The sequence below is a fragment of the Kitasatospora sp. NPDC093550 genome, from assembly GCF_044764985.1.
Lineage (GTDB): Bacteria > Actinomycetota > Actinomycetes > Streptomycetales > Streptomycetaceae > Kitasatospora.
Map to the genome: position 1 here is coordinate 21832 of NZ_JBIWJF010000019.1, position 26599 is coordinate 48430.

The following is a 26599-nucleotide window of genomic DNA, read 5'->3' on the forward strand; positions in this document are numbered from 1 at the left end:
CCCGGCCCCCCCCCCCCCCCGCCCGCCCCCGGCCGCCCCGCCCCGCGCCCCCCCGCCCCCCCCCCCGCCCCCCCCCCCCCCCACCGGGCCGCCCCCCCCCCCCCCCCCCGGGGGGGCCCCCACCCCCGCGCCGGCGGCCGGGGGACCGCTGCCCGGTCCCCCGACCGCCACCCTCCGCCCCCGGCCGGGCGCACGGCCGTACGGCTATCGTGCACAGGTGCACGAGGCGGCCCGGGACCCCGGGCACGGCACGTGAGGGGAGCTCCAGGTGATCGGACGGGCGCTGAACGGGCGTTACGAACTCGTCGAGACGCTCGGCGTCGGCGGCATGGCCACCGTCTGGCGCGGCGTGGACCGCGTGCTCGGCCGCCAGGTCGCCGTGAAGGTCCTCAACGGCGGTCTCGCCGACGACCCCCGCTTCGCCGAGCGCTTCAGCCGGGAGGCGCAGCACGCGGCCATGCTGGTGCACCCGAGGATCGTCATGGTCTTCGACTCGGGCGTGGACCAGGGCACCCCGTTCATCGTGATGGAGCTGGTCAGCGGCCGTTCCCTGGCCGCGCTGCTGGCCCAGCAGCCGACCCTGCCGGTGGAGCGCGCCGTCGGCATCGCGGCGGCGGTCTGCGAGGCGCTCGCGGTCGCGCACGCGGCCGGACTGGTGCACCGGGACATCAAGCCCGGGAACATCATGATCACCGAAGACGGCGGCGTGAAGGTCGTCGACTTCGGCATCGCCCGGGCCGGCTCCTCCAGCAACCTGACCCAGACCGCGAGCGTGCTCGGCACGGCCGCCTACCTCTCGCCCGAGCAGGCGACCGCCTCCCCGTTGGACGGCCGGACCGACCTGTACGCGGTCGGCTGCGTGCTGACCGAGATGCTCACCGGAGCGACCCCGTTCACCGCCGAGACCCCGGTGGCGATCGCCTTCAAGCACGTCAGCGAGCAGCCGCTGCCGCCGTCCGCGCGGCGCCCCGGCCTGCCGCCGGCCCTGGACGCGGCGGTGCTGCGCCTGCTCGCCAAGGACCCGGCCGGCCGTCCGGCGGACGCCACCGCCGCCCGGGCCGAACTGCTGGCCACCGTGCCGGGGTTGGTGGTCGGGGACCCGACGGCCGAGCTGCTGGCCACGGCCGCCCCCACCCAGCTGCTGCCGCCGGTCCAGGCTCCGGCTCCGGGGCCGGGTCCGGTGGCATCGAACCAGCAGCACACCACCGTCCTCCCGCCCCAGGCCCCGGCCGCCACCTCGGTGATGGCTCCCGTGCCGGTCGCGGGGCCCGTCGGCGGTCCTGCTCCCGGCGCTCCTGGCGCTCCCGCGGCCCGCACCGGCCGCCGCAAGCCGCTGGTGCTCGGCGCGCTGGGCGTCGCCGCGCTGGCCGGCGTCACCGCCCTGGCCGTCTCCGCCTTCGACGAGCCGGCGGGCCACGCCGCGCCCACCAAGCCCGCCGCGGCCTCCACCCCCGCCGCGCCGCCCGGCACCGCCCCGACGCCCGTCGCGACCGCCACCGCCCCCGCCGGCCCCTCGGCGGCCCCGACGCCCACCCAGGCCGTCCCGCGCAACCAGCCCGCGGCGCTGCAGCTCCAGTCCTTCCGGCAGGCGGTGGCCCAGGCCCAGCTCGGCAAGGACCGGGACAAGCAGACGGAGCTGCTGCGGATCCTCGACACCACCTCCGCCCGCCTCAACGAGGGCGACCCGGACGCGGCCGCGCAGGAGCTGAAGAACGCCCAGAAGGTGATCAAGGACATGGGCAAGCGGCACGCCGTCGACGCCCCGACCTACGCCAACTGGAACGCCCGCCTCTCGGCCCTGTTCGCCACCCTGCACAGCGCGGCCGACCTCCAGGACGACTGACCGGGCTGGCCCGTCGGACCTCCGCCCGCGGACGGGGCGTCAGAATGGGCCCGTGCTGACGATCGGTTCCCTCGTCCTCGGTGTCTCCGACATGCCGCGCGCCGTTGCCTTCTGGACGGCGGCGCTCGGCTACGTGCCGCGCGGCGGGCTGGTGGAGGAGGACTGGACGGTGCTGGTGCCCGCCGAGGGCGCGGGCGGGGTGCAGCTCGCCCTCGGCCTGAGCGAGTCGCCCGTCCAGGAGCACCCGAGGGTCCACCTCGACCTCTACGCCGGGGACGCCGCCGACCAGGCCGCCGAGGTGGAGCGGCTGGTCGCGCTCGGTGCCGAGCGGGTCGACTGGGACCTGTACCCGGAGGACCCCGACTTCGTGGTCCTCGCCTGCCCCGACGGCAACCGCTTCTGCGTGATCGACACCGGTCGCTCCTGAGTCCACGGCGTCGTCCACAGCCTGTGGACGGCGCCCGGCCCGGCCCGCCCGCGGGCTCAGCCCTTCTGCCGGATCCGCCGTTCGACGTTCCCGCGGATCGCCCGGGAGGCCGTCCCGGCCGCCGCCGCGAGGAAGACGAAGTTGTAGCCGATCTGCAGCACCACCACGAACCGCGCCGTCTGCCCCGAGGGGGTGATGTCGCCGTACCCGACCGTCGCCAGCGTTACGACCGTGAAGTACAGCGCGTCCAGCCGGGTCTCCAGGCCGGCGAACTCCGCCTTGTGCGAACCCAGGACGTAGTACGTCGCCGAGAAGACGGTCAGCGCCAGACTGATCAGGAAGGCCAGCCAGACCACCGGACGCCGGGCCGTCCCCCGCAGCACGCCCGCGATCTTGACCAGCAGCAGCCAGGTCAGGCCGACCAGCGCGCAGACGAACAGGGCCCAGCTCAGCACCGGCCGGTGTTCGCCCAACCACCCCAGCGGAAGCGTGAAGTACCCGACCATCAGCAGGGTGAAAGCGCACAGCAGCCAGAACCAGGCCCGCAGGTCGGCGGGCGGCGGTGGCGGGTTCTCGGACATCCCGACCAGCCTGGCCGCCGTCCGCCCCCGCCGCCCGCCCGCCTGCTCCGTCCGGGCGAACGGGCCGGACCGGGCGGGGCGGACGGATCCGGCGCCCCCACCGACCGGCCGCCCGGGTCGTCCGGGGGCGTGGCCCCGGACAGCCGAATGCCCCCCGGACAGCCGAGAGCCCCCGGTGGGTCACCGGGGGCTCTTGACAGGAAGGGGGAGACTCAGGCGCTCTCGGGCCGCTTCGCCTCGGTGGCCTTGGTCACGTTGGTCGGCGTGACGGCCGGACGGTCCGCGCTCTGCTGGGGAGCGGCGGTGCTCTGCGCGGTGCCGGCGTCCGCCGGGGTCTCGTCCTCGCGCATGGCCTTGGTCTCGGCCTTCAGGATGCGCATCGACTTGCCCAGGCCGCGGGCCATCTCCGGCAGCTTCTTCGAACCGAACAGCAGAATGACGACCGCCAGCACCACGAAGATGTGCCAGGGCTCAAGACCGTTCCGCAGCATCCCTGGCCACCGGTCCCTTCTTGTCTAGAGTCACGGCGGGCTAGCGCCCGTGCTGGCCAGTATGCCTGGCCCTCACGGCGAACGGATACACCGGCCGGGAAACGCTGGCCAAAAACCAGGTGCCGCTCCAGCGGATCGCGAGGCCGACGGCGACCGCTCCTCGGCGGCGGTCCACCGGCCGGGCAATCGGCCCGTACGGCCCGTACGGCGTGGACGGTCAGGCCGTACGCCGGGCCAGCAGGTAGCCGCGCCGGGTGGGCGCCTCCTCGGGCAGGGCCGCGCGCTCCATCCGCACCTCGACGGTGAACCCGGCCCCGGCGAGGCGCTCGGCGACGGTGTCGCTCTCCAGGAAGTGGAAGTCGACGTCCACCGGGTGGCCCCACCACTCCCGCATCCGCCGCACCTCGGTGCCCAGGTGGAAGGAGACCAGCAGCACGCCGCCGGGCCGCAGCACCCGTCGCATCTCGGCGAACGCGGGCGCCAGCTCCTCCGGTTCCAGGTGGATCACCGAGTACAGCGCCACGGCGGCCGCGAACTCCCCGTCGGCGGCGGGCAGCGCCAGCAGGTCGCCGGTGCGGAACGCGGCCCGCGGCTGTTCGCGCCGGGCCAGCCCGACCATCCGCGGCGAGAGGTCGACCCCCACCACCTCGGCCCCGCGCCCGGTCAGCCACCCCGCCACGTGCCCGGGCCCGCAGCCCAGGTCCGCCACCACCCCGCCGGCCGCCTCCTCCACGACCACCCCCAACAGCGCCCGGTCGACGGCCTTGTGCGCCAGCTCGTCCCCGATCCGCCCCAGGTACTCCTCCGCCACCGTGTCGTAACTCCCGCGCACCCGCGCCCGATCAGCACCCATGGCCCTCACCCTGGCACGGGCGGTCGCCGGCCGGCAGGGGTCTCCGGCCTTCCCCGGTACGGCGGAGAGCCCCCGCCCTGGCACGGGCGGAGGCTCTCGATGACTCGCGTGGATCGGGCCGCGGTGGATCGGGCCGGCGTGGTTCAGACGGTGGCGGGCTCGGCGGGCCGGGCGGGGGCGGCGGCCGGGAGGTGGCGCATCAGGCGGTGGGCCAGGAGCGCCGCGCCGAGGGCGAAGACCAGGCCGACCACGGCCGCGACGTGCAGACCGTCGGTGAAGGCGGTGCGGGCGGTCTCCAGCAGGTCGGCGCCGAGCGTGCCGGGCAGCTGGGCGGCGGTGTGGACCGCCCCGCCGAGGGTGTCCTGGGCGGTCCGGGCGGCCTCGCCCTCGACGCCGGCCGGGAGGGCGCCGTCCAGCCGGTGGTGGTAGACGGCCGCGCCGGCCGCGCCGAGCAGGGCGATGCCGAGCGAGCTGCCGAGCTCGACCGCGGTCTCCGAGGTGGCGGAGGCGGCGCCGGCCTGCTCGACCGGGGCGGCGGAGACGACCATCTCGGCGGTCATCGTCATGGTGCCGACGGTCCCGGCGGCCAGCACACCCGCCGCGGTGAGGACCAGGGCGAGCGGGGAGTGCGCGCCGACCTGCGTCATCATCGCGAAGCCCGTCGCGCCGATCAGGAACCCGCCGCTCATCAGCGTTGCCGGGCGGACCCTGCCGGCCAGCGCGGAGCTGATCCCGACCGCCGCGCCGACGCCGACGCTCGGCACCAGCGACCAGAGCGAGGCGGTCAGCGGGCTCATGCCCTTGACCAGCTGCAGGTACTGCGAGGTGAAGAGGGAGAAGCCCATCATCGCGAACATCGCGATGGTGTTGACGCTGATCGCGCCGCTGAAGGTGCGGATCCGGAACAGGCTCAGGTCGAGCAGCGGGTCCGCGGCGGTGCGCTGGCGCAGGACGAACAGGGCGGCGAGCAGCAGGCCGGCCGGAACGGCGAGCCCGGGGAGCAGGCTCCAGCCCTCGACGGCGAGGGTCTTGACGCCGTAGACGAGCGGCAGGATCGCGGCCAGCGAGAGGGCGGCGCCGAGCAGGTCGAAGCGGCCGCCGCGGGCGGTGGAGCGGTACTCGGGGAGCAGGATCGGCGCGGTCAGCAGCACCAGGGCCATCACCGGGACGGCGGGCAGGAAGGCCGAGCCCCACCAGAAGTGGTCGAGCAGCAGGCCGCCGGCGACCGGGCCGAGGGTGGCCCCGGCGGTGAGGATGCCGCCCCAGGCGCCGAGCGCGACCTGCCGCTGCCTGGGGTCGTGGAACATGTTGCGGATCAGCGCGAGGGTCGAGGGCATCACGGTGGCCCCGGCGGTGCCGAGCAGGGCGCGGGCCGCGATCAGCTGGCCGGCGTCGTGCGACCAGGCGGCCAGCAGCGAGGCGCCGATGAAGCCGGTGGCGCCGATCATCAGCAGCCGGCGGCGGCCGATCCGGTCGCCCAGCGAGCCCATCGTGATGAGCAGCCCGGCCAGCAGGAACGAGTACATGTCCATGATCCACAGCTGCTGGGTGCCGCTGGGCGCCAGCGTGGTGGAGATGTACGGGACGGCGAAGAAGAGCACGCCCATGTCCATGGTCAGGACGAGGGTCGGGAGCAGGAGGACGGCCAGGCCGATCCATTCGCGACGGCCTGCGCGGCCGGTGGTTGCGGTCATGGGGAAGACAGTACGATCGTGTCAGACGTTTGTCTAGTACGTTCGTGTAAATCGAACGTGCAAGACGCGCGTGCAAGACATTTGTGCAGCCGTTCCGTAGGATCGGGGGCATGGGAAACCGCGAAGACCTGATGGCCGGCGCCAAGCGCTGCCTGTACGAGAAGGGCTACGGGCGCACCACCGCCCGCGACATCGCCACCGCCTCCGGTGTCAGCCTGGCCGCGATCGGCTACCACTTCGGATCGAAGGACGCGCTGCTCAACGCGGCGATGATCGAGGCGATCGGTGACATGGGGACCGCCCTGGGCGCGGTGGTGGTCGCCGCCAACGAGGTGTCGGGCGACCCGGAGAAGCGCTTCGCCGCCGTCTGGGACGGCCTGCGGGACGTCTTCGTCGAGCACCGCGGGCTCTGGGCCGCCCAGTTCGAGGCGCTCGCGCAGGCCGCGCACGCGCCCGAGCTGGCCGAGGCGTTCGCGGGGGCGCAGAAGGACGGCCGGCTCGGACTCGCCGCCCTGTTCCAGGGGCTGCCCGAGGTGGCGGAGAACGAGGAGGAGCTGGCCCGCGGCGCCTTCTACCAGACCCTGCTGGCCGGCTACGCCGCCCAGTGGCTGGCCGCGCCCGAACTCGCGCCCAGCGGGGAGGACTTCCTGCGCGGGCTGCGACTGGTCAGCGGCAGCGTGCTCAACCCCGGCTGAGCGGCCCGGGTGGCTCAGGGGTCGACGGCGGTCGGGCGGGAGACGGCGCCGGGCGGGAGGCGGCGGTCGGGCGGGGGACGGCGTTCACGTGGTGACGGCGGTCAGCAGCACCACCGAGTCGACGTGCGCCAGCAGCCCGTGCCGCTCCTGCGGGACGGGCTCCAGCCGACCGACCGGCAGCTCCAGCAGCCGGCCGGCGATGGTCAGCGAGACCCGGCCGCGCAGCACCTGGACGCTGCCGGCGGTGGGCGGGTTGTGCTCGTCCAGCGCCGTCCCGGCGGTCAGCGCGATCACCGTCTGCCGCAGGGCGCCGTCGTGCAGCACCAGGTGGGCGCTGCGCCCGTGCGGGCTCTCGGCCGCCAGGGCGGCGTGCTCCACGGCGAGCTGTTCGAGATCGGGCATCGCGCCGCCTCCTCACTCCGTGTGCCCAGGGTCGCGGACCGCCCGGCGTCCCGCACCCGGAGCGGCCCGGCGCCCCGACCCGAGCAGTCCGAGGTGCAGGCCCCGCCGACTGCCCGCATCGTGGAGGCATGGCGACCAACCAAAACTTCTTCAGCGGGTTCCAGGTCAACCGCTCGCTGCTGGCCGGCGGCGTGGTGCTGACCGGCATCGGCGCGGCACTCGGCGCGGCCGGGACGGTGATGGTGTGCGCGGCGCTGGCCACGGCCGGCCGCAACTGGATGCGGAACATGGACGCTCCGCCGAGTGCGATCGCGCACCGGGCGTTGCACGGGGCCAAAGTGGCGTCCGCCGCGGGCTGGGAGGCCTGGCGCGCCGAGCAGGCCTCGCCGAACTGAGCCCCACCGCCCGGCCCCGGGCCCGACCGGCCGCGCCCCGTCCGGCCCCGGGCCCGAGCGGACGAGGACGGCGCGGCGGGCCGCCATGGGGGTGCGGCCCGTCGCGCCGTCGGAACCGAACGGACCTACAGCCCGAGCGACTTGGCGACGATGCTGCGCATGACCTCGCTGGTGCCGCCGTAGATCCGGAACACCCGGTTGTCGGTGTAGAGCCGGGCGATCGGGTACTCCAGGATGTAGCCGTAACCACCGTGCAGCTGGAGGCACTTGTCGATCACGGTGGAGGCCGACTCGGTGCAGAACAGCTTCGCCGCGGCGGCGTCGGCCACGGTCAGCTCGCCGTTCTGGTACAGCTCCAGCGCGCGGTCCACCATCGACTGCTGCGCCATCACCTGGGACTCGCAGTCCGCCAGGGTGAACTTGGTGTTCTGGAACTCGGCCACCGCCTTGCCGAACACCTTGCGGTCCTTGACGTACTGCACCGCGAAGCGCACCGCCGCCGCGGCCGCCGCGTACGCGCCGACGGCGATCGCCAGCCGCTCCTGCACCAGGTTGTGGGTCAGGTAGGAGAAGGCCTTGCCCTCCTCGCCGAGCAGGTTCTCCACCGGCACCTTGACGTCGCTGAACGCCAGCTCGGCGGTGTCCGAGGTGCGCAGCCCGATCTTCTGCAGCTTGCGGCCGACGGTGTAGCCCGGCGAGTCGGTGTCCACGCACAGGATGGACAGTCCGGCCCGGCGGTTGTCCGGGTCGTACGGGGCGGTGCGGCAGACCACCAGGACGAGGTCGGCCAGCACGCCGCCGGTGATGAAGGTCTTGGCGCCGTTGAGGACGTAGTGGGTGCCGTCCTCGGAGAGCCGCGCGGTGGTGGTGATGCCCGCGAGGTCGGAGCCGGCACCCGGTTCGGTCATCGCGATCGCGGTCATGATGTCGCCGGAGACGAAGCCGGGCAGCCAGCGCCGCTTCTGCTCCTCGTTCGCGTACTCCAGCAGGTACGGCAGCACCAGCCCGGTGTGCACGCCGGAGGAGCCGAAGCTGACGCCCGCCCGGGCGGTCTCCTCGGCGACCACCGCCTGGAACTTGAACCCGCTCTCGCCCGCGCCGCCGTACTCCTCGGGCACCTCGATGCCGTAGACGCCGAGCGCGCCGAGCCGGCGGTAGAAGTCGCGCGGCGGGTGGCCCTCGGCCTCCCAGCTCTCGTAGACCGGGACGACCTCGTTGGCGATGAAGTCCCGGATGGTCTCCCGGAAGGCCTCGTGGTCCTCGTTGAACACGGTGCGGCGCACGGCGGCGCTCCCTTCGACGGTGCCGGCCGGAGCTGCCGGCTGGGCGGAACGTTCCAGGTGATGGCCCCACAAGTTAATCCCGGGTAGCTTCAGCTGTCCAGAGTCGCCCGCCGTGGAAAACCAGGCCACTGGGGGGATCGGGTGAATCCTTGCTAGCCTTCGGGCGACGATCCGGAAGGCTGCGCGGGAGGCTCGCCATGGTGGTCCGAAGGCCGCCCGGACGGCGTGCCCAGATCCTCGCCGTGGCAGCCGACCGCTTCCATCGCAGCGGCTACCACCAGGTCTCGATGAGCGAGGTCGCCGCCGGGGTCGGCATCACCGCGCCCGCGCTCTACCGGCACTTCCGCGGCAAGCCCGAACTCCTGGACCGCGCCGTGCGGTTGGGCCTGGACGCGCTCGCGGACGGCCTGCGCCCGGCCGGCACCACCGGGGAGCTCGGCGCCGCGCTGGCCGCCGTCGCGGTCGGCCACCGCCCCCTCGGCACCCTGGTGCAGCGCGACGCCCGGCTGCTGCCGTCGGCGCGACGGGCCGCGCTGCGCCGCGAGCTGCGCGCGGACGTCGCCCTGATGGCCGCCGTGCTGCGCGCGGAGCGCCCCGGACTCTCCGCCGCCGACGCCGAGTTCCTCTGCTGGTCGGCGCTCTCGGTCTGCGCCGGGCTGTCCTACCAGTCGGCCGCCCCGCAGCCCCGGCGCGCCGAGGCGCTGCTGCGGGAGCTGGTCGCTGCCGTCCTCGCCGTCCCGCTGGACGGCACGGCCGAGGACCCGCCGGCCGGACCGGCACCGGACCCCGGGCCGCGGGCGCGCCGGGAGGAACTCCTCGCGGCGGCCGTCCGGCTGTTCCACCAGCGCGGCTTCGACAACGTCAGCACCGACCAGCTCGGCGCCGCCGTCGGCATCTCCGGCCCCAGCGTGTACCGGCACTTCGAGAGCAAGGCCCAGTTGCTCGCCGCCTCGCTGGTGCGCAGCCGCGAGCGCCTGTGGCACGAGGTGGACGGCGCGATCGCGGCCGCCGACGGGCCCGGTGCGGCGCTGTCGGCCGGGCTGGCGGCGTACATCGGCTTCGCCCTGCGCAACGGCGACTACCTGGGCGCGATGCTCAGCGAGACGGAACGGCTGGCCCCGCCCGACCGCCGGGCCGCGGTGGACTTCCGGCGGGACTTCCTGCGCACCTGGGTCGGTCTGCTGCGGCAGGTGCACCCGGAGTACGACGCGGTGGCCGCCCGGATCCGGGTGCACGCGCTGTTCTCGCTGGTCAACGACGGGGTGCGGAACCGCCCGCACAGCGGCCGGCCGGACCTGGGGGACTGCCTGCTGCGGCTCGGCCGGGCGGTGCTGGGGCTCTCCCGGAACGGGCTCGCCTGAATCACCCGCCGGGAAGCGGCGGGGGGCCGGGTGCCCGCCCCGCGACGGCGGGACTGGCACCCGGCCCCTCGGCTCTCCTGGCCCTAGGCCCTCTGGCGGAGTGCGGCCTAGGAGACGACGTGCGGGTAGTACACCCGGGCGTCGACGTTGCCGTTGCCCTGGAGGGCGCCGACGTTCCCGCCGTTGCCGGCCACGGCGAGGCCGTTGTTCTGGTTGCTCGCGCCCGAACCGGTCGCCGTCTGCTGGGTGTTGACCACGTTGCCGTGGACCGTTCCGATGACGTTGCCGGAGCCGACGTTGCTCACGACGCTCCCGTTGGAGTGGTCGGTCGCACCGGCGCCGTTGTCGGCGTGCGCGGTGGCGGCACCGACGCCGACGAGGAGGAACGCCCCGAGGGCGGTGACGGCGGCGGCTGCGCGGATACGGGACACGCTGGTCTCCCTGACTGGAAGTGCGAATGGTGGCGCGGACGGAGTGGCCGCTCCGCAGCGCCGTTGCCTGACGTCGCCCGCTCAGCATTCACCAGCGGTGTGGACGAACTCCACCGAACGGGTGGCAATTCCTCCGATGGTGGAGGCCGGGTCAATTCGGAGTTGACGGGATTCCGTCATGCCGGCGCTCGTCATACCGGTGCTCCTCAGGCCGGCGCTCGTCCTTCGAAGTCCGCCATTCCGCCTCCCGCCATTCCGTCAGGAACCCCCGGGAAGAAAGAAATGGTCGGCAGATAGTCGCACTGGCACACTGGGGACCCATGTCTGAAGGTGCCCCGCCCGAGCCCACCCCCGCCGAGGAGCTGCGGACGACCGAGGTCGACCTCGGCGGCCTGGTGAGCGTCCTCGCCACCCACCTCTACTCCACCCCGCTGGTCGCCCTGCGCGAACTGGTCCAGAACGCGCACGACTCGCACACCCGCCGGCTCCTGGAGGACCCCGAGGGCGAGCACCGCCCGCTGATCCGGGTGCGCGCCGACGCCGCCCGGCGGACCGTCGCCATCGAGGACACCGGAGCCGGCCTCACCGAGCCCGAGATCCACTCCTACCTCGCCACCGTCGGCACCGGCTACACCCGCATGCTGCGCGAACTCACCGGCAACCAGGAGCTGATCGGCGCCTTCGGGCTGGGCTTCCTCTCCGCCTTCTCGATCGCCGACGAGGTCACCGTCACCACCACCTCGCACCGCGAGCCGCAGCTCGGCCACCGCTACCGCAGCCGCGGCGGCGAGCAGTACCGGGTCGAGCCGGTGCCCGCCCGGCCCCGCCCGGGCACCGTGGTCGAGCTGGCGCTCAAGGCCGAGCACGCCCACCTCGCCGACGAGGACACCCTGCGCGACGTCCTCGGCCGCTACTGCGTGCTGCTGCCGATCCCGGTGTACGTCGGCGAGGACGAGCAGCCGGTCAACTCCGTCGAGGTGCCCTGGCGCCAGGCCGTGGGGGGCGACCAGCACGCCGCCCGGATGCGCTTCGCCACCGCCTTCGGCCGCCGCTTCGAGCCGCTCACCGCCTTCCCGGTCCACCCGGTCGACGGCGCCACCGACGCGATCGGCCTGCTCTGGGTCCAGGACGGCGGCACCTACGGCAGCAGCGACAACCGCGACCTCGCCGTCTACCTGCGCGGCATGCTGCTCGCCGAGGACGCCCGTGAACTGCTGCCCAGCTGGGCCGGGTTCATCGGCGGCGTGGTCGAGTCCAGCCGGCTCACCCCGACCGCCAGCCGCGAGGACCTCCAGCGCGACGAGCACTACCGCGCGCTCCGGAAGGCCCTCGCCGACGCCATCGTGGACGGCCTGTACGAGACCGCCCGGCTGCGGCCCGCGGCCTGGCGCCGCATCCTCACCCGGCACGGCCAGGACCTGCTCGGCGCCGCGCTCTGCGACGAGCGGCTGTTCACGCTGCTCGCCGACGACGTCCCGGTGCCCACCTCGCAGGGCGACCTCACCGCCGGCGCGCTGCGGGCGGCCGGCGGGGGAGCGGTGCACGTCGCGCTCGGCAGCGGCGGCGGCTTCGAGGAGATGCTGTACCGGGCCATGCGGGTGCCGATCGCGCGCGGCGACCGCTACGCCGTCCTGCCCTTCCTGCGGCGCTACGCGCAGCTGCGCGGTTGCCGGCTGGTCGAGCTGGGCAGCGAGCAGGGCAACCGCGAGCTGTTCCGGGACCCGGAGCGGCCGCTGCCGGACGGCGAGGCGGCCTGGCTGGCCGGCGCCCTGGCCGACCCTGGCGAGCAGCTCGTCCCGGCCCGCTTCGACCCGCCGGGCCTGCCGCTGGTGCTGGTCCCGGACCGCGAGGCCGAGCTGAAGGCCCGGATCGAGGACGACCAGGCCGACGCCCGGATCCCGTCCGCCGCGTTGCGGCTGGCCCGGGCGTTCACCGCCCGCACCGACGGCGGGGTCAGGGCCCGGCTCTACCTCAACCTGGCCTGCCCGGCGGTCCAGGACCTGCTCGCCGCCTACCGCACCGGGCACACCGGCAGCGCCACCGCGGCCGGGCTGCTCCGCTCGCTCAAGGTGATCATGGCCGCGGCCTCCTCCGGCCCCGCCGACGGCGACCTCACCGCCGCGCTGGCCGGCGTCGGCACCGCGGTCTCCGCGCTGACCGCGGCCGTGCCGGCCGGCCTGCCGGACGTCCCGGACAGCCCCGGCGCCCTCGCGGGGGACGCGTGACGGACGGGTCGCCGCTCCCCCCGGCCCGGGGCGGAGGCGCGCCCTTGTCAGTGGTTCGCGATAGACACGTCATCAGCACGACGCAGGGGGAAGAAGCATGACCACCGACATCTGGTCCTGGGTGCGCGACGCCCACCGGCAGTTGGCCGAGGCCGGCCACCACCGGCTGGCCGACGCCATCGTCGAGCTGCCCGACCACGCCTCGGAGGGCCGCAACGACCAGCTGGACGCGCTCTACCCGGAGGCGGTCGCCGCCGCGCGGTCGCTCGGCCTGCCCTGGGTCGAGGTCTACCTGCGGCACTGGCGGATGCAGAACCTGCTGAACAAGCGCCAGCAGGGCGAGGCGGTCATGCCCGAGGTGGTCGACCTGCTGGACTTCGCGCACCGGGAGGAGACGGCGGGCTGCCCGCAGTCCGTCTGCGTGGTGCAGGACTTCGCGATCTGCCACGCCCGGGTCGACGGGCCCGGGTACGTGGCCGAGCGGCTGGAGGTCGTCGGCGAGACGCTCTCCCGGATCGAGCCCGGCCGGGCCTGCTACGACTGCCTGTCCCGCGAGTACTCCGACGCCCTGGAGGACGACGGCCGGGCGGCCGAGGCGCTCGACCACCTGGACACCGCGGCCCACCGGATGCGGGCGGCCGGCCAGCGGATCTCGCTCCGCTTCCACCAGGCCCGGGCCGGCACCCTGCACCTGCTGGGGCGGTACGACGAGGTGCTGGAGCTGCTGGACACCGCCGAGCGCGCCGAGCTGGCGCAGGGGCGCCGGCTGGACGAGCGGGACGAGCGCTGGGGCGCCCTGCTGCGGGCCCGCGCGCTCGCCGCGCTCGGCCGGGCGGAGGAGGCGCTCGCCCTGCTCCCCGACCGCGCCGAGGCCGAGCTCCACGCCGACCTGCGGCCGGCCTGGACGGAGACGGTCGAGCTGCTGGTCGCCGCCGGGGCCCGGGAGAACGACGCCGAGCTGGGCGCCGTGCTGGCCGGCTGGGTCGGCTACCTGGACGGCGTCGGCGCGCACCGCCCCTGCGTGGACCTGCTGCTGGCGGCGGGCCGGCTCGCCCTCGCCCGCGGTGCCCGGACGGTCGCGCTGACGCTCGCCGCGACGGGGGAGCGTAAGCTCACCCGGTTGCGTCGCACCGACGGCGTGTCGGAGCAGGTCGCCGCCCTGCGCGCGGCCGCCGAGGCGCTGCCGGAGCCCGAGCTCCCCGTGCCGCCGGGCGAGCTGACGGCGCACCTGGCCGAGGCCGGGGTGCCCTTCGAGACCGGCGCCGACCTGCTCTCCGTCGCCCTGGACCGGTACCGGGGTGAGCAGGCCGGCGCCACCGGGCTGACGGTGCTGCTGGCCACCGTGCTGGGCGGGCTCGGCCACGCCCGGGCCGCCGCCGACCTGCTGTGGCAGCGGCTGGAGGCCGATCCGGGAGACCGCGAGCTGACCGGCAGGCTCGGCGAGCTGCTGATCGACGCCCGGGACGCCGAGGGCGTGCGACGCCTCGCCGACCGGCTGGCCGGCCCGGCGCCGGCCGACGCGCACTGGATACGCGCCCGCTGGGCCGCCGCCGAGAGCCGCTGGGCCGAGGCGCTGGAGCAGTGCGGGGCGATCCTCGCGCTGGACGACGAGGTGCTCAACACCCGCCGCCTCGCCGCCCGCGCCGCCACCGAACTGGGCGACCACGCCACCGCGCAGCGCTTCTACCAGGAGCTGCTGGAGCGCGCCGCGCCCGCCGACGCCCCGGAGGAGGACCACCGGGCGGTCCGGGAGCCCGACCTCTGGCACCTGATCACCGCGGCCACCGCCAACCGGGACTGGGCCGTGGTCCGCTCCACCGGCGCGCTGCTCGGCATTGAGTTCGAGGAGCCCGAGGGCCCGGTGGACGAGGAGTGGCAGCTGGTCACCGTCCGGGCCACCCGGACCAACGGCGCGACGGCCGACCTGCCCGCCGTCCGGACGGGCCCGGCCACCGCCCGCGTCCTGCCGGTGCTCGGCGAGGACCTGACGCTCAACCACGGCGACGTGGTGGTCTTCGGCCCGGCCCTGCTGGAGAGCCCGCCCGCCGAGGACGCCCCGGAGGAGGAGCGGCGGAACTGGCGCCCGGTGTTCGAGGTGCTCACCCTGCTCGACCCGGCGGGGTACACCACCTACTGGATCGACGGCGGCTGGCCCGGCGACGAACCGTGGGCGGCCCTGCGCGAGCGGCTGCGGGAGCACGGCTACGCGGTGTGGGCGTACAGCGGGGAGCAGTACCGGATCACCGACCCGGCGGACGAGGACGAGTCGCTGCCCGGGATCTACGCGGCCCTCGGGGTTCCGCCGACGGCCTCGGCCGCCGAGGCCGACGCGCTGCTGCACCGGCTGACCGGCGACTGGACGCACCCGCTCGCCTGGCCGGTCCTGGCCCAGGCGGCCGGCGCGGACGTCGCCCGGCACGAGGAGATCGTCGAGCGCTACGGCCTCTGACCGGCGGGTTCTCCGGCCCGGCCGCGGTCCTGAGCTCCCGCCTCGGGCCGGGGCCGGGGAACCTTTCCGGCCCGGATCGAGTCTTTGTGAATGCTTTACCATTCCATTGCCAAGACCCGACCTCCGGGAGTGCCCGCACCGTGACCAGCCTCGCCCTCGGCCCGTCCTGGCTCGATCCGACCACCCTGATCTCCACCTTCGGCCTGCTCGGCATCCTGGCCATCGTCTTCGCCGAGTCCGGACTGCTGATCGGCTTCTTCCTGCCGGGCGACTCGCTGCTGTTCACCACCGGCCTGCTGGTGGCCGGCGGCACCTACCTGCACCAGCCGCTCTGGCTGGTCTGCGCACTGATCGTGGCCGCCGCCGTGGCGGGTGACCAGGTCGGCTACCTCTTCGGCCGCAAGGTCGGGCCGAGCCTCTTCCGCCGCCCCGACTCCCGGGTCTTCCGGCAGGAGAACGTCGAGAAGGCCGCCGCCTTCTTCGACCGGCACGGGCCCAAGGCGATCGTGCTGGCCCGCTTCGTGCCGATCGTGCGCACCTTCACCCCCGTCGTCGCCGGGGTGAGCAGGATGAACTACCGCGCCTTCGTGGTGTTCAACCTGGTCGGCGGTGTGCTGTGGGGCGGCGGGGTCACGGTGCTCGGCTACTTCCTGGGGCGGATCCCGTTCGTCCGGGACAACATCGAGGCCATCCTGGTGGGCATCGTGCTGCTCTCGGTGGTCCCGGTGGCGTTCGAACTGCTGCGGGCCCGCCGCTCCGGCGCGGCGCCCGCCACCCGCCACCGCGCCGGGTAGGCGCCCGCCGCCCCGGCCGCGGGACGTCGCGTACATGTGCGTCGGGCTGTTCGATCAGGCAAGGTGTAACCCGAGATCGAGCGGTGGCCGGCGGCCACCAGGGGCGGCGAGGAGCGGAAGTGCCTAAGCGGGGCCGACCGGGTGCGGGCAAGCGGGCGAGGGGAGGCCGGGCGGTCCGCCGGACGCGGCAGACACCCCCGAAGCCGGTGCACCCCGCGGACGCCCCGCCCACCGAGGGCCTGCTCGGCCACCCGGCGCCGCCCGTCGAGCCCACCATCGTGGTTCCGCTCGCCCCGCCCGCCCCGGAGACCAAGGGCCTGCTGGCGCCCGAGCCGACCCCCGAGCCCGAGCCGTACCCCGAGCCGCACCCCGACCCCGAGCCGCACCCCGAGCTCACCGTCGACGTGCGCGCCCGGGGCGCGGGTCCGACGGACGGCCACGCCGCGCCTGCCCGCTCCGCGGACGCCCGCCCGGCCCGCCGCCGCTCGGTCGCCGAGGACACCCTCACCCCCGAGGAGTGGCGGGCGGCCGGCTACACCCCGCCCACCGGCATCCCGATCCCCGAGCTGACCGCCGGCGCCCCCGGCGAGGCCCCGTGGCCGGACCGGATGCGCACGCTGCTGCGCACCCCGATGTCCGAGCGCCCGGCCTTCGAGCGGACCGCCCGGGAGATGCACCCCTCGGCCGGCGCGGCCCGCAACGTCCCCCGCATCCTCGACCTGACCCTGCGCATCGGCGAGCTGCTGCTGGCCAGCGGCGAGGCCGCCGAGGACGTCGAGGCGGCGATGCTCGGCATCGCGCACGCCTACCGGCTGGACCGCTGCGAGCCGCAGGTGACCTTCACCCTGATCGGCATCTCGCACCAGCCCTCCCTGGTCGAGCCGCCGGTCACCGCCGACCGCGTGGTGCGCCGCCGCACCTCCGACTACACCCGGCTGAACGCGGTGTACGAGCTGGTCGCGGACATCACCGCGGAGAAGGTGACGGTCAACGACGCCTACCGCCGGCTCGCCCGGATCCGCCGCAACCGGCACCCGTACCCGGCCTGGCTGCTCGCCCTGACCACCGGTCTGCTGGCCGGCGCGGCGACCTTCCTGGTCGGCGGGCGGGTCGACGACAAGGCCTGGCTGGTCTTCGCCAGCGCCTTCGTCGCGGCGGTCCTCGGCGACCGGCTGGCCTCCGCGCTGGCCCGGCGCCGGCTGCCGGAGTTCTACCAGTTCGTGGCGGCCGCGATGCCGGCCGCGGCCTCCGGGATCATCCTGTCCTTCAACGACTGGGGCCTGCGCGGCTCGGTCGTGATCACCGGTGGCCTGTTCGCCCTGCTGCCCGGGCGCGCCCTGGTCGCCGCCGTCCAGGACGGGCTGACCGGCTTCTACATCACCGCCGCGGCCCGTCTGCTGGAAGTGATCTACCTGGTCGCGGGCATCGTGATAGGCGTCATGGTGATCCTCTACCTGGGCGTCGGCTTCGAGGCGGAGCTGCGGCCGGACGAGAGCCTGGTGGGGGTCAGCTCCCCGCCGGTCCAGCTGACCGCCGCGATGCTGCTCACCCTGGCGTTCGCGATGCTGCTGCAGACCGACCGCCGTACGCTCGCCTTGGTCACGGCCAACAGCGCCATCGGCTGGTCCAGCTACGGCGCGCTGGTCTACAACGCGGGCGTCAACCCGATCGCGGCGACCGGGGTGGCGGCCGGCCTGGTCGGTCTGTTCGGCCAGTTGATGGCGCGCTCCCGCAACGGCTCGGCGCTGCCGTACGTCACCGCCGCGATCGGCCCGCTGATGCCGGGTTCGGCCCTCTACCTCGGGATGCTCGCCTTCGCCCAGGGGCACTCCAGCGCCGGCCTGGTGTCGGTCTTCCGGGCGGCGGCGATCGCGATGGCGCTGGCCGTCGGGGTGAACCTCGGCGGGGAGATCGCCCGGTTGTTCCTGAAGCTTCCGGTCGGTGCCGAGCTCCCGTCGCTCTACCCGGCGGGGCCGCGCCGGGCGGCCAAGCGCACCCGGGGGTTCTGACCGCGCGTTGACCCGTGTCGGACCCTTCTTGGGCCCCGGGCCATGTCACGGCAGCCAGGACGCAGGACCAGGAACGAAGGTAAGGCGCATGACCACACTGTTGGACAGCTACCGCGAGCACATCGTCGACGCCCACAAGCAACCGCTGTTCCTGCTGCTGGTCGGTTTCATCACGTCCTTCGTCTTCATCCGGTTCAGCGTCCGGATGATCCGGGCCCAGGTGCGCTGGTGGCCCGGCAACGTGACCCCCGGCGGCCTGCACATCCACCACATGGTGTTCGGCCTGGGCTTCCTGCTGCTCGGCGGCATCGGGGTGTTCGCCACGTACGGGGGGCAGCCGTGGATGGACTGGTTCGGACTGGCCTTCGGCATCGGCTGCGGCCTGGTGCTGGACGAGTTCGCGCTGATCCTGCACCTGGACGACGTGTACTGGAGCGAACAGGGCCGCAAGTCGGTGGACGCGGTGATCTTCGGGATCCTGTTCACCGCCCTGCTGCTCATCGGGTACGTGCCGTTCGGCGCGCTGCCCGGCGAGGAGACCAGGTGGGGCCTGATCACGGTGATCTCGGTGAACGCGCTGGCCTCGGTGATCACCCTGATCAAGGGCAAGATGTGGACCGGCCTGCTCGGGATCATGGTTCCCGGCCTGTCCTGGATCGGGGCGATCCGGCTCGCCCGGCCGAGCAGCCCCTGGGCCCGCTGGCGGTACACCACGCGCCCCCGGCGCCGGGCGCGCGCGCTGCGGCGCGAGCGCCTGCTGCACCGGCGCGCCGACCGGGCCCGCACCTGGCTCTTCGACCTGATCGCCGGCGCCCCCGACAAGGTGCCCGCCAACCACCCGGCCGCCCACCGGGTGGCCGAGCGGATGGCGGCCCGGGCCACCGCGCACCTCGACGCGCACGCCGCCCGGGCGCTGGCCCGCCGCCAGGCCCGGCTGGCCGACCGCCGCACGGCGGCCGCCGCCGGGGCGACGGCGAAGTTCCCGGCGGCGGACGGTTCGGCGCACGGGGCCGGTCCCGGCCGCTCCCACCGGGCGCAGCAGCGGCGCCGTACGGTCCGGGCCGGGCGCAGCCGGACCTATGCGATCGGTCCGACCGGGCTGGAGCGCCGTCCCGAGCGACACCCCCGGCTGCGGACGCACACCCCCCGGATCCACCGGTAGTCCGTCCACCCCGTCCGCCTCGATGGGGTTGATTCCTGGTCGGATCATCGGATGGTCCCTCGACTGGCGGAGCGCCTTTCCGGGTGTGAGGGCCGCTGGAATTGAGAACATGAGCGTCATGTGACCGTTCTGTCACGTGATGGGATGAATCGTCGGATTCCCTGCCGCCGGTCGGCGTCCGCCCGCCCGGCGGCCGCCCGTGCGCCGTGCGCCGTCCGCTGGCCGTCGTCCGCCGAGCGCCGTCGGGCGTGGGCCGTCCGCGGCCGTCCCCTCCGGACCCGTCAGAAGGGATGTCCCGTGGCGCGCAGGCTCCTGCCGACCCTCCTGTTGTCGCTCACCGCCCTGTTCGGGCTGCTCCCGGCCGCCCGGGCCGTACCGGTCACCCCGGCCACGGGCGAGCCGGTCGTCGGCGAACCGGCGAGCCGGCCGGCCGGCGGCGGGGACCCGTACCCGAGCACCGAGGAGATCGACCGCGCCCGGACCGAGGCCGCCGGCAAGGCCTCCTCGGTCGCCACCCTGGAGGCCGCGCTCACCGCCGCCCGGGCCGAGCTGGACCGGGCCGGGCGCGGAGCCGAACAGGCCGTCGAGGCCTACAACGGCGCCCAGCTCGCCCTCGCCCGGGCCCGCGCCGAGGAAGGCGCCGCCGCGCGGCGGGCCGCCCAAGCGGAGGCCGAGCGGTCGGCCGCCGCCGAGGACGCGGCCCGGCTCGCCGCCGAGACCTACCGGCAGGGCGCGGGCGCCGAACTGTCCGCGCTCAACGCGCTGCTCGGCGCCCACGGCGCGCGCGAGGCGGGCGACCGCGCCGCCGTGGTCGGGGTGGTCAGCGAGCGCACCCGGCAGATCCTGGACGCCGCCACCTCCACGGCCGCCGCCGCCAGGACCGCCTCCGCCGCCGCCCGGGCCGCCACCGAGACCGCGGAGAAGGCCGCCGTCGAGGTCGGCGCGGCCAGGGCGCGGGCGGAGCAGCGGCTGGCCGCCCAGCAGGGCGAGGTGACGGCCGCCGGCCTGCGCCGCGAGCACCTGCTCACCGAGCTGGCCGCGGCCCGGAACACCACCGTCGAGCTGGAGCGCCGGCGCCGCGAGGCGCTGGAGGCGATCGCCGCCCGCGAAGCCGAGGCGGCGGCCCGGGCCGCCGCCGAGCAGGCCGCCCGGGAAGCCGAGGCCGAGGCCGCCGCAGCCGCGGCCGCCGCCCCAGCGCCCGGTGCGCCGCCGGCGGAGCGTCCGTGGTCCGCCGAGGGCGCGGCCGCCGCGGTGGCCTTCGCCAAGTCCAAGATCGGACTGCCCTACGTCTGGGGCGGCGAGGGCCCCGACGGCTACGACTGCTCGGGGCTGACCATGATGGCCTGGCGCGAGGGCGGCCGGCCGCTGAACCACTTCGCGGCCGACCAGTACGCCCAGAGCACCCGGATCGGCTACCGCCAACTGCGGCCCGGGGACCTGGTGTTCTGGACGGACTCCGGCCGCGCGGCCGACATCTTCCACGTCGGGCTCTACATCGGCGACGACCAGATGATCGAGGCCCCGCGCGCGGGCATGCCGATCAAGCAGGCCAGCCTCTGGATCATGGGCACCCCGGACTTCTACGCCCGCCCGTGAGCCCGGGCCGGGACCGTCATCCGGGCGGGGCGGGGACCGTCCTCCGTCGGTCCCCGCCCCGCGGGTCACCGGCCGAACAGCGCGCCCAGCTCCTCCCGGCGGACGCGCAGCCCGCCGAGGGCCCAGACCCACGCGGCGCAGAGCGGGAGCGTCAGGACGACGACCGCGACCGCCCCGCCGATCCGGCCGATCACCTGGGAATCGCATACCTCCTGCAGGTGGTAGCCGAGCGGTTCGTAGAACGCGGGCGAGCCGCAGTCCCCGCCGGCCGGGGCGAGGACCAGCCAGGCCGCCCAGACCCAGCCGAGCACCGTCAGCGCGCCCAGCGCCTTCGCCGTGGTGCTGCGGCCCTCGTACTCCTTCAGCCTGCGGCGGTATTCGTCCTCCATGGCTCCCCCCGGGAGATCGTCCGTACCTGAACCGGCACGAGGATGGCAGCAAGGGCACTCCGGCGCCACTGTCGGGGGTCGGCGGTAGCGTGGCCTCCCGACCGTTCTGAGGAGTCGTCGTGATGCTGCGGGATGTTCGTGCGGGAGATGTCGAGGCGTACCTGCGGATGCGCTGCGACCCGGTGATGATGGCCGAGTTGGGCGGTCCGCTGTCCCGGGAGGCGGTGGAGGAGCGGCACCGCAAGGACGTGGTGGAGGCGGCGGCGGACCGCTGCTGGATCAGGATGATCGTCCCGGACGGCACCGAGGACGGCGAGGTCGCGGGCACGGTCAACCTCTGGTCGGCCGAGGAGGAGGACGGCGAGCGGGTCTCCGAGATCGGCTGGATGGTGCTGCCCGAGCACCAGGGCCGGGGCCTCGCCAAGGAGGCCGTCCGCCGGGTGCTGGACGCCGCCGCCGCGGACGGCCGCTGGGGCGAGGTGCACGCCAACCCGGGGAGGACCAACGGCCCGTCCAACGCGATCTGCCGGGCGCTGGGCTTCCGGCTGGTCGGCGAGCGCGACGTCGACTTCGCGGACCGGGTCCTGCACACCAACCACTGGGTGGTGCTGCCGGGGGAGCACACCGGGGCGGGCGCGGCATGAATCGGGTACGGAATTAATCGGGTGCCGCTCCCGGGGGGCCGCCGTACGGTGGGCCGATGGGCAACAGCATGGATCACCCGGCCGTCGACACCGTGAACGGACTCCTGGTCAGGGCCGTCTCGGTCGACGAGGTGGAGGAGTGGAACCGGGCGCTCAACTTCGGGTTCCTGCGCCCGCACGCGGGTGTCGCGCCGGAGCTGCGCCGCCGGCGCTGGGAGCCGGGCCGGATGCTGGCCGGCTTCGACGGCGAGCGCCAGATCGCCACCTACCGGAGCTTCGACACCGAGCTGACCGTCCCGGGCGGGGCGACGGTGGCGGCCGACGCCATCACCAACGTCACGGTGAGCGCCACCCACCGCCGCCGCGGTCTGCTCAGCACGATGATGCGCCGGGACCTCGCCGCCGCCGCCGAGCGCGGCGTGGCCGTCGCCGTCCTGATGGCCGCCGAGTACAACATCTACGGCCGGTTCGGTTTCGGCCCGGCCACCCGTGGCTCCGGCTGGAGGATCGACCTCCGCCGCACCCGGGGCCTGCGGGAGGGGCTGCCGGGCGTGCCCGGCGGCCGGATCGACTTCGTGACCATGGCGGAGCTGCGCGAGCTCGGGGCCGCGCTGCACGAGCGCTGGCGGCGGACCCAGCCGGGCGCCATCGTCCGCGACGGGCTGTGGTGGGAGCGCACCGTCGGGGAGGTCCGGGTCCCGGGTGACGAGTTCAAGGAGCCGTTCGCCGCCGTCCACCGGGACGCCGACGGCACGGTCACCGGGCTGGTCGTCTACCGGGTCGACACCAAGTGGGACGGCGCCCGCCCGGACAGCACGCTCACCGTGGACGACGTCATCGCCCTCGACCTGCCGACCTCCGTGGAACTGTGGCGCTTCGTGCTGTCCGTCGACTGGGTGGGCAAGGTCGTGGTGGAGAACCTCGGCCCGGACGACCCGCTGCCCCTGCTGCTCCAGGACCCGCGTGCCGCCACCCCGCACGAGCTGAACTCCGACCAGATGTGGCTGCGGTTGCTGGACACCGGGGCCGCGTTCGAGGTCCGGACGTACGGCGCCCCCGGCCGGGTGGTGCTGGAGGTCGACGACAAGCTCGGCTACGCGTCCGGGCGTTGGGCGATCGAGGTCGGCGCGGACGGTTCCGGCCGCTGCACCCGGACCACGGCCGAGGCCGATCTCGCCCTCGGCGCCTCGGAGTTGGGATCGCTCTACCTGGGCGCGGAGACCGCCCCGAGGCTGGCCGCCGCGGGGCTGGTCACCGAGCTGCGCCCGGGCGCGGCGGCCGCCGCCGACCTGCTGCTGCGCACGCCGCTGCGGGCGTGGACGCCGACCGAGTTCTGAGCGGTCCGGCGCGGTGGAGTTCCACGACGGCGGGGCCGGTCCCGGTGGGGGCCGGCCCCGCCGCCGTTTCCGCGGCCCGGGTCGCCCCGGCCGTCCGGGTCGCCCCGGCCGGGCCTCACTTGGTCGCGGTCTTGCCGATGGTCGGCAGGATGAAGTCCTGGATCAGGCCCTTGGCGTCGCGGACGATCGGGCGGAACACCCGGTAGCGCGACAGGTTGATCACCCGGGCCGCCAGCGGCGTCGAACGCCGGACGAACTCCCTGGTCCGCTCGGTGTCCGGGGTGCGGTCGAAGACCCAGTAGAGCACCACGATCATCAGGTGCAACCACAGCACGTCGGGCAGCAGCTCGACCAGTTCGGCGTCCAGCTTGGGTGCCAGCTCCGAGCCCTGCAGGACCTCGCGGAACAGCTCGACCGCCGTCGCCCGGGCCGGGTGGGACTCGTTGGAGAACGGGCTCAGCGAGCTGGTCGGGTCGGCCGCGGTGCGGAAGAACTGCGCGGAGAACTCGTGGTACGGGGCGGCCGTGTCGAGCCACGAGACCAGCGCGATCTGCAACCGCTCGGAGAAGTCCCGGGTGTGGGCCATGCGGCGCTTGGCGTCGGCCGCGTGGTCGTAGGTCATCCGGTCGTAGAACCCCTGGATCAGGAATTCCTTCGCCGAGAAGTAGTAGTAGGCGTTGCCCACCGAGACGCCCGCCTCGGTGGCGATCGCGCGCATGGTGGTCTTCTCGTAGCCCCGCTCCTGGAACAGCCGCATGGCCGTCTCCAGGATCAGCGCCCGGGTCGCCTCACTCTTGTCGGTCTTCGGCTGCGCCCGGCCGCCGGGCAGGGGCCCGCCTTCCGCGCCGGGTGCGGCCGAGTCCTCGGCCGCACCGTTCTCGCCGTCCGTTCGGTTCGTCGCTGCCAGGTCGTCCACGGGCACGAGCCTAGCCGGAGACGAGGTTCCATCCGGTGTCGGTGTTCGTGGCACCGGATGCCCCCTCCGCATCCGGTGCCACGAACACCACCCCCCGGGATTCGAACACGTTCAAAATCTCGGCAGAACTGTAGATGGTCAGGTTGAACATGTTCAACTCCAATTCGTGGGAGGCTGGTCACATGATCAGTTCAGGACACGCCACCATCCGGCGCGGCGGAGTGCGGGACGCCGAGTCCGTCGCCGGACTGCACGCCCACAGCTGGCGCACCGCCTACCGGGGGATCGTCCCGGAGGAGGCGCTCGGCGACGGGATGGCCGCCCAGCGGCGGGAGCTGTGGGCCTTGCGCCTGGACGCGGACTACGGCGAGCCGGAGAACACGCCCGAGCTGTTGATCGCCGAACTGGACGGGGGGACGGCCGGGTTCGTCTACCTCGTCCCGCAGTCCGACGGCCGGGTGCTGATCGACAACCTGCACGTGCGTCCGGGTCTGACCGGCGGTGGCATCGGCCGCGCGTTGGTGGCCGCGGCCCGCGCCCACGTCGCCGAGCGGCACCCCGGGGCGGAACTCTTCCTGGAGGTGCTGCGCGACAACACCCGCGCGATCGCCTTCTACGAGCGCGAGGGCGCCGTGCGGGTCCGGGCGCAGGAGGGCGTCTTCCCCGGCGGCTTCCTGCTGCCCGAGTACGTGTACGCCTGGCCGGGTGGGTCGGTGTCGTAGGCCGTTCGGCGCCGCAAGCCGTTCGGCGCTGCAGGTCGGTGGCCGTGGTGAGTCGGTGGACGTGGTGAGTCGGTGGACGTGGTGAGTCGGTCGACGTTCGGTGGAGGTCGGTGGAGGCCGTGGGTCAGTCGAAGTCGTAGACGGTCACCGGCACACCGCGAGCCGTCAGCCGGCCGGTGACCAGCGGCTCGACCTTCTGCCAGCGCCCGCCCGCCAGGCCGCAGCCGATCCGCGGCATGTGGACGGAGGCGCCGAGTTCGAGCGCGCGGTCGCCCAGCGCGGCGAGCCCGGCGTCGATCGCCTCGTACCGCACCGGCACCCCGGTGGAGCGCCCGGTCCGGATGCCGCGCTGGCCGACCAGGTTGGCCACCCAGACGTACGGCTCGACCCGCACCAACTGCAGGGCGCCGAGGCCGAAGTCGTTCTTCGCCCGCTCCCGGTGCCAGCGTCTGAAGGCGGCCTCGGGCTCGGGCCAGCGTCTGGAGAGCGCGAGCACGAAGCCCTTTCCCCAGCCGCCGAGGTCGTTGCAGACGTGCGCGATCACCTTCACGCCCTTGCCGAGGGGCGCGGTGGCATCGCCTCGGACGTAGGTGATTTCCGCCATGACTCGAAGTTAGACGGTGGCACTGACAATCGGCTCGGCATTTTCCGCCGCCCCGTCGGGCGAGGACGGGCGGGCCCGCAGGTGCCGCCGTCCGGCCAGCGCGATCAGCAGCGCGAGCGCGGCGGCCGCCGCGGGCAGCGCGTAGCCGGTGCCGGGTGCGGTGTGCTCGGCGACGGTGCCGGCCAGCGCCGCGCCGGCCGAGATGCCGACCACGATGCCGGACACCGCCAGCGCCATCCCCTCGTTGAACTGCCGCTGCGGCAGCAGCTCCTGGACCAGCGTCATCCCGGTCACCATGGTCGGCGCGGTGGCGGTGCCGGCCGCGAACAGCACGGCCCCGAGCACCCCCAGCCCGGCCCCGCCCAGCCCGGCGGCGAGCGGCAGCAGCAGCACGCCGGCCATCGCCGACGCCCCGAGCAGGAAGCGCGTGCCCGCCGCCCGGCGCGGCGTCAGCAGCCCGAACACCAGCCCCGCCGCGCAGGACCCGGCCGCGACCAGGCCCAGCAGCGCGCCGCCCGCCGCCTTGTGGCCGAGCGCGTCGGCGTACGCGACGGTGGTGATCTCGGTGGCGCCGAAGACCACGCCGGTCGCGAGGAAGGTCAGCACCAGCACCCGCAGACCGGGCACCCGCAGCGGGGAGCCGTGCCGCCGGCCGGGCCGGCCCGCCCCCTCCGCCGGGACGGGCGGCAGCGGCGGTTCGGTGCGGCGCTGGGCGGCGAAGAGCAGGGAGCCGGCGGTGCCGACCGTCCCGGCGGTGACCAGCCCGGCCTCCGGGGCCAGGGTCGTGCAGAGCAGCATCGCGAGCACCGGCCCGGCCATGAAGCAGAGTTCGTCCAGCGCCTGCTCGAAGGAGTTCGCCAGGTGCCGGGCGGCCGGGTCGTCGCGGTGCAGGTGCGCCCAGCGGGACCGGGCCATCCCGCCGAGGTTGGGCGCGGCCGCGCAGGCCGCCCAACAGGCGTACAGCGTCCAGTCCGGAGCGTCGGAGCGCACGCAGAGCAGCAGCCCGGCGAGCGGGACGGCGTTGTACAGCGCGGCCGGCACCGTCACCCGCGCCTGCCCGTACCGGTCCACCAGCCGGCCGATCAGCGGCATCCCGATCGCGCCGGTGACGAGCCCGGCCGCCGACACCGTCCCGGCCAGCCCGTACGAGCCGCGCCGCTCGGAGAGCAGCACCACCAGCGAGACGCCGGTCATCGACAGCGCGATCCGGCCGAGCAGCCCGGCCAGGGTGAAGGCGACGGCACCGGGGGCCGCGAACAGCCGCCGGTAGGAGGCGAGGAGGGCGGGCGAGGGCAT

26 protein-coding genes are annotated in these 26599 nt (G+C 74.8%); 14 read left to right on the forward strand and 12 right to left on the reverse strand.

Annotated features, from left to right (window positions below; all coding sequences use genetic code 11):
- The first annotated feature begins 268 nt into the window (after positions 1-268).
- Positions 269-1843 (forward strand): protein kinase, encoded by a 1575-nt coding sequence (locus ACIRD3_RS27425; RefSeq protein WP_402221700.1) that lies wholly within the window; start codon positions 269-271, stop codon positions 1841-1843.
- A 52-nt stretch (positions 1844-1895) separates the two neighbouring features.
- Complete coding sequence (locus ACIRD3_RS27430; protein ID WP_402221703.1) at positions 1896-2270, forward strand: VOC family protein; 375 nt, start codon at positions 1896-1898, stop codon at positions 2268-2270.
- Between the two features lie 56 nt (positions 2271-2326).
- Here the strand turns inward: ACIRD3_RS27430 and ACIRD3_RS27435 are convergent, their stop codons facing one another.
- From ACIRD3_RS27435 to ACIRD3_RS27450, 4 genes are all read right to left on the reverse strand, one after another.
- Entirely contained in the window at positions 2327-2851 is a 525-nt protein-coding gene (locus ACIRD3_RS27435; RefSeq protein ID WP_402221706.1) for an ion channel, read from the reverse strand.
- Between the two features lie 212 nt (positions 2852-3063).
- On the reverse strand, positions 3064-3342 hold the full coding sequence (gene tatA, locus ACIRD3_RS27440; protein ID WP_402221709.1) for a Sec-independent protein translocase subunit TatA: 279 nt from the start codon (positions 3340-3342) through the stop codon (positions 3064-3066).
- Positions 3343-3559: 217 nt separating this feature from the next.
- Positions 3560-4195 carry a class I SAM-dependent methyltransferase gene (locus ACIRD3_RS27445; protein WP_402221712.1) on the reverse strand — a complete coding sequence of 212 codons (636 nt, stop codon included), beginning with the start codon at positions 4193-4195 and terminating at the stop codon, positions 3560-3562.
- Positions 4196-4338: 143 nt separating this feature from the next.
- Positions 4339-5889 carry an MFS transporter gene (locus tag ACIRD3_RS27450; protein WP_402221714.1) on the reverse strand — a complete coding sequence of 517 codons (1551 nt, stop codon included), beginning with the start codon at positions 5887-5889 and terminating at the stop codon, positions 4339-4341.
- Between the two features lie 110 nt (positions 5890-5999).
- On the opposite strand from ACIRD3_RS27450, the gene ACIRD3_RS27455 reads away from it, so the two are divergent.
- Complete coding sequence (locus tag ACIRD3_RS27455) at positions 6000-6584, forward strand: TetR/AcrR family transcriptional regulator (protein ID WP_402221717.1); 585 nt, start codon at positions 6000-6002, stop codon at positions 6582-6584.
- A gap of 84 nt (positions 6585-6668) precedes the next feature.
- On the opposite strand, the gene ACIRD3_RS27460 is transcribed toward ACIRD3_RS27455, so the two are convergent.
- Positions 6669-6986 carry a cupin gene (locus ACIRD3_RS27460; protein WP_402221720.1) on the reverse strand — a complete coding sequence of 106 codons (318 nt, stop codon included), beginning with the start codon at positions 6984-6986 and terminating at the stop codon, positions 6669-6671.
- Positions 6987-7114: 128 nt separating this feature from the next.
- On the opposite strand from ACIRD3_RS27460, the gene ACIRD3_RS27465 reads away from it, so the two are divergent.
- Positions 7115-7381 carry a hypothetical protein gene (locus ACIRD3_RS27465; RefSeq protein WP_402221723.1) on the forward strand — a complete coding sequence of 89 codons (267 nt, stop codon included), beginning with the start codon at positions 7115-7117 and terminating at the stop codon, positions 7379-7381.
- Between the two features lie 125 nt (positions 7382-7506).
- On the opposite strand, the gene ACIRD3_RS27470 is transcribed toward ACIRD3_RS27465, so the two are convergent.
- A complete protein-coding gene (locus ACIRD3_RS27470; RefSeq protein WP_402221725.1) occupies positions 7507-8664 on the reverse strand; it encodes an acyl-CoA dehydrogenase family protein in 1158 nt (385 codons plus the stop codon).
- A gap of 197 nt (positions 8665-8861) precedes the next feature.
- Here ACIRD3_RS27470 and ACIRD3_RS27475 point away from each other — a divergent pair, with 197 nt between their 5' ends.
- Positions 8862-10025, forward strand: coding sequence for a TetR/AcrR family transcriptional regulator (locus ACIRD3_RS27475; RefSeq protein ID WP_402221728.1), 1164 nt, complete (start codon positions 8862-8864; stop codon positions 10023-10025).
- 107 nt (positions 10026-10132) lie between these two features.
- Here ACIRD3_RS27475 and ACIRD3_RS27480 read toward each other — a convergent pair whose 3' ends face one another.
- Positions 10133-10456 (reverse strand): hypothetical protein, encoded by a 324-nt coding sequence (locus tag ACIRD3_RS27480; RefSeq protein ID WP_402221730.1) that lies wholly within the window; start codon positions 10454-10456, stop codon positions 10133-10135.
- A 320-nt stretch (positions 10457-10776) separates the two neighbouring features.
- Here ACIRD3_RS27480 and ACIRD3_RS27485 point away from each other — a divergent pair, with 320 nt between their 5' ends.
- From ACIRD3_RS27485 to ACIRD3_RS27510, 6 genes are all read left to right on the forward strand, one after another.
- Positions 10777-12681: an ATP-binding protein gene (locus ACIRD3_RS27485; protein ID WP_402221733.1), complete on the forward strand. Its 1905-nt coding sequence runs from the start codon at positions 10777-10779 to the stop codon at positions 12679-12681.
- Positions 12682-12778: 97 nt separating this feature from the next.
- Positions 12779-15130 (forward strand): tetratricopeptide repeat protein, encoded by a 2352-nt coding sequence (locus ACIRD3_RS27490; protein WP_402221736.1) that lies wholly within the window; start codon positions 12779-12781, stop codon positions 15128-15130.
- Positions 15131-15270: 140 nt separating this feature from the next.
- Positions 15271-15924 (forward strand): DedA family protein, encoded by a 654-nt coding sequence (locus ACIRD3_RS27495; protein ID WP_402221740.1) that lies wholly within the window; start codon positions 15271-15273, stop codon positions 15922-15924.
- A gap of 206 nt (positions 15925-16130) precedes the next feature.
- Positions 16131-17933: a threonine/serine exporter ThrE family protein gene (locus tag ACIRD3_RS27500; protein WP_402221742.1), complete on the forward strand. Its 1803-nt coding sequence runs from the start codon at positions 16131-16133 to the stop codon at positions 17931-17933.
- 88 nt (positions 17934-18021) lie between these two features.
- A complete protein-coding gene (locus ACIRD3_RS27505) occupies positions 18022-19095 on the forward strand; it encodes a hypothetical protein (RefSeq protein ID WP_402221744.1) in 1074 nt (357 codons plus the stop codon).
- Positions 19096-19392: 297 nt separating this feature from the next.
- Positions 19393-20691, forward strand: a complete 1299-nt coding sequence (locus tag ACIRD3_RS27510) for a C40 family peptidase (protein WP_402221747.1) — start codon at positions 19393-19395, stop codon at positions 20689-20691.
- 65 nt (positions 20692-20756) lie between these two features.
- Here ACIRD3_RS27510 and ACIRD3_RS27515 read toward each other — a convergent pair whose 3' ends face one another.
- On the reverse strand, positions 20757-21080 hold the full coding sequence (locus ACIRD3_RS27515; protein WP_402221750.1) for a hypothetical protein: 324 nt from the start codon (positions 21078-21080) through the stop codon (positions 20757-20759).
- 122 nt (positions 21081-21202) lie between these two features.
- Here ACIRD3_RS27515 and ACIRD3_RS27520 point away from each other — a divergent pair, with 122 nt between their 5' ends.
- Positions 21203-21724 carry a GNAT family N-acetyltransferase gene (locus ACIRD3_RS27520; protein ID WP_402221752.1) on the forward strand — a complete coding sequence of 174 codons (522 nt, stop codon included), beginning with the start codon at positions 21203-21205 and terminating at the stop codon, positions 21722-21724.
- 56 nt (positions 21725-21780) lie between these two features.
- Positions 21781-23061 carry a GNAT family N-acetyltransferase gene (locus ACIRD3_RS27525; RefSeq protein WP_402221755.1) on the forward strand — a complete coding sequence of 427 codons (1281 nt, stop codon included), beginning with the start codon at positions 21781-21783 and terminating at the stop codon, positions 23059-23061.
- Between the two features lie 115 nt (positions 23062-23176).
- Here ACIRD3_RS27525 and ACIRD3_RS27530 read toward each other — a convergent pair whose 3' ends face one another.
- Complete coding sequence (locus ACIRD3_RS27530) at positions 23177-23977, reverse strand: TetR family transcriptional regulator (protein ID WP_402221757.1); 801 nt, start codon at positions 23975-23977, stop codon at positions 23177-23179.
- 10 nt (positions 23978-23987) lie between these two features.
- Positions 23988-24128: a hypothetical protein gene (locus ACIRD3_RS27535; RefSeq protein ID WP_402221759.1), complete on the reverse strand. Its 141-nt coding sequence runs from the start codon at positions 24126-24128 to the stop codon at positions 23988-23990.
- 31 nt (positions 24129-24159) lie between these two features.
- On the opposite strand from ACIRD3_RS27535, the gene ACIRD3_RS27540 reads away from it, so the two are divergent.
- Positions 24160-24699: a GNAT family N-acetyltransferase gene (locus tag ACIRD3_RS27540; RefSeq protein WP_402221762.1), complete on the forward strand. Its 540-nt coding sequence runs from the start codon at positions 24160-24162 to the stop codon at positions 24697-24699.
- A 124-nt stretch (positions 24700-24823) separates the two neighbouring features.
- Here ACIRD3_RS27540 and ACIRD3_RS27545 read toward each other — a convergent pair whose 3' ends face one another.
- Entirely contained in the window at positions 24824-25303 is a 480-nt protein-coding gene (locus ACIRD3_RS27545) for a macro domain-containing protein (protein ID WP_402221764.1), read from the reverse strand.
- 9 nt (positions 25304-25312) lie between these two features.
- Positions 25313-26599 carry an MFS transporter gene (locus tag ACIRD3_RS27550; protein ID WP_402221767.1) on the reverse strand — a complete coding sequence of 429 codons (1287 nt, stop codon included), beginning with the start codon at positions 26597-26599 and terminating at the stop codon, positions 25313-25315.

Excerpts from the sequence above, each read along its gene's own strand:
- ACIRD3_RS27435 (WP_402221706.1), bottom strand. The coding sequence starts at position 2,851 with ATGTCCGAGAACCCGCCACCGCCGCCCGCCGACCTGCGGGCCTGGTTC.
- tatA (WP_402221709.1), bottom strand. The coding sequence starts at position 3,342 with ATGCTGCGGAACGGTCTTGAGCCCTGGCACATCTTCGTGGTGCTGGCG.
- ACIRD3_RS27445 (WP_402221712.1), bottom strand. The coding sequence starts at position 4,195 with ATGGGTGCTGATCGGGCGCGGGTGCGCGGGAGTTACGACACGGTGGCG.
- ACIRD3_RS27450 (WP_402221714.1), bottom strand. The coding sequence starts at position 5,889 with ATGACCGCAACCACCGGCCGCGCAGGCCGTCGCGAATGGATCGGCCTG.
- ACIRD3_RS27455 (WP_402221717.1), top strand. The coding sequence starts at position 6,000 with ATGGGAAACCGCGAAGACCTGATGGCCGGCGCCAAGCGCTGCCTGTAC.
- ACIRD3_RS27460 (WP_402221720.1), bottom strand. The coding sequence starts at position 6,986 with ATGCCCGATCTCGAACAGCTCGCCGTGGAGCACGCCGCCCTGGCGGCC.
- ACIRD3_RS27465 (WP_402221723.1), top strand. The coding sequence starts at position 7,115 with ATGGCGACCAACCAAAACTTCTTCAGCGGGTTCCAGGTCAACCGCTCG.
- ACIRD3_RS27475 (WP_402221728.1), top strand. The coding sequence starts at position 8,862 with ATGGTGGTCCGAAGGCCGCCCGGACGGCGTGCCCAGATCCTCGCCGTG.
- ACIRD3_RS27485 (WP_402221733.1), top strand. The coding sequence starts at position 10,777 with ATGTCTGAAGGTGCCCCGCCCGAGCCCACCCCCGCCGAGGAGCTGCGG.
- ACIRD3_RS27490 (WP_402221736.1), top strand. The coding sequence starts at position 12,779 with ATGACCACCGACATCTGGTCCTGGGTGCGCGACGCCCACCGGCAGTTG.
- ACIRD3_RS27505 (WP_402221744.1), top strand. The coding sequence starts at position 18,022 with ATGACCACACTGTTGGACAGCTACCGCGAGCACATCGTCGACGCCCAC.
- ACIRD3_RS27515 (WP_402221750.1), bottom strand. The coding sequence starts at position 21,080 with ATGGAGGACGAATACCGCCGCAGGCTGAAGGAGTACGAGGGCCGCAGC.
- ACIRD3_RS27520 (WP_402221752.1), top strand. The coding sequence starts at position 21,203 with ATGCTGCGGGATGTTCGTGCGGGAGATGTCGAGGCGTACCTGCGGATG.
- ACIRD3_RS27525 (WP_402221755.1), top strand. The coding sequence starts at position 21,781 with ATGGGCAACAGCATGGATCACCCGGCCGTCGACACCGTGAACGGACTC.
- ACIRD3_RS27535 (WP_402221759.1), bottom strand. The coding sequence starts at position 24,128 with ATGTTCAACCTGACCATCTACAGTTCTGCCGAGATTTTGAACGTGTTC.
- ACIRD3_RS27540 (WP_402221762.1), top strand. The coding sequence starts at position 24,160 with ATGATCAGTTCAGGACACGCCACCATCCGGCGCGGCGGAGTGCGGGAC.
- ACIRD3_RS27545 (WP_402221764.1), bottom strand. The coding sequence starts at position 25,303 with ATGGCGGAAATCACCTACGTCCGAGGCGATGCCACCGCGCCCCTCGGC.
- ACIRD3_RS27550 (WP_402221767.1), bottom strand. The coding sequence starts at position 26,599 with ATGCCCTCGCCCGCCCTCCTCGCCTCCTACCGGCGGCTGTTCGCGGCC.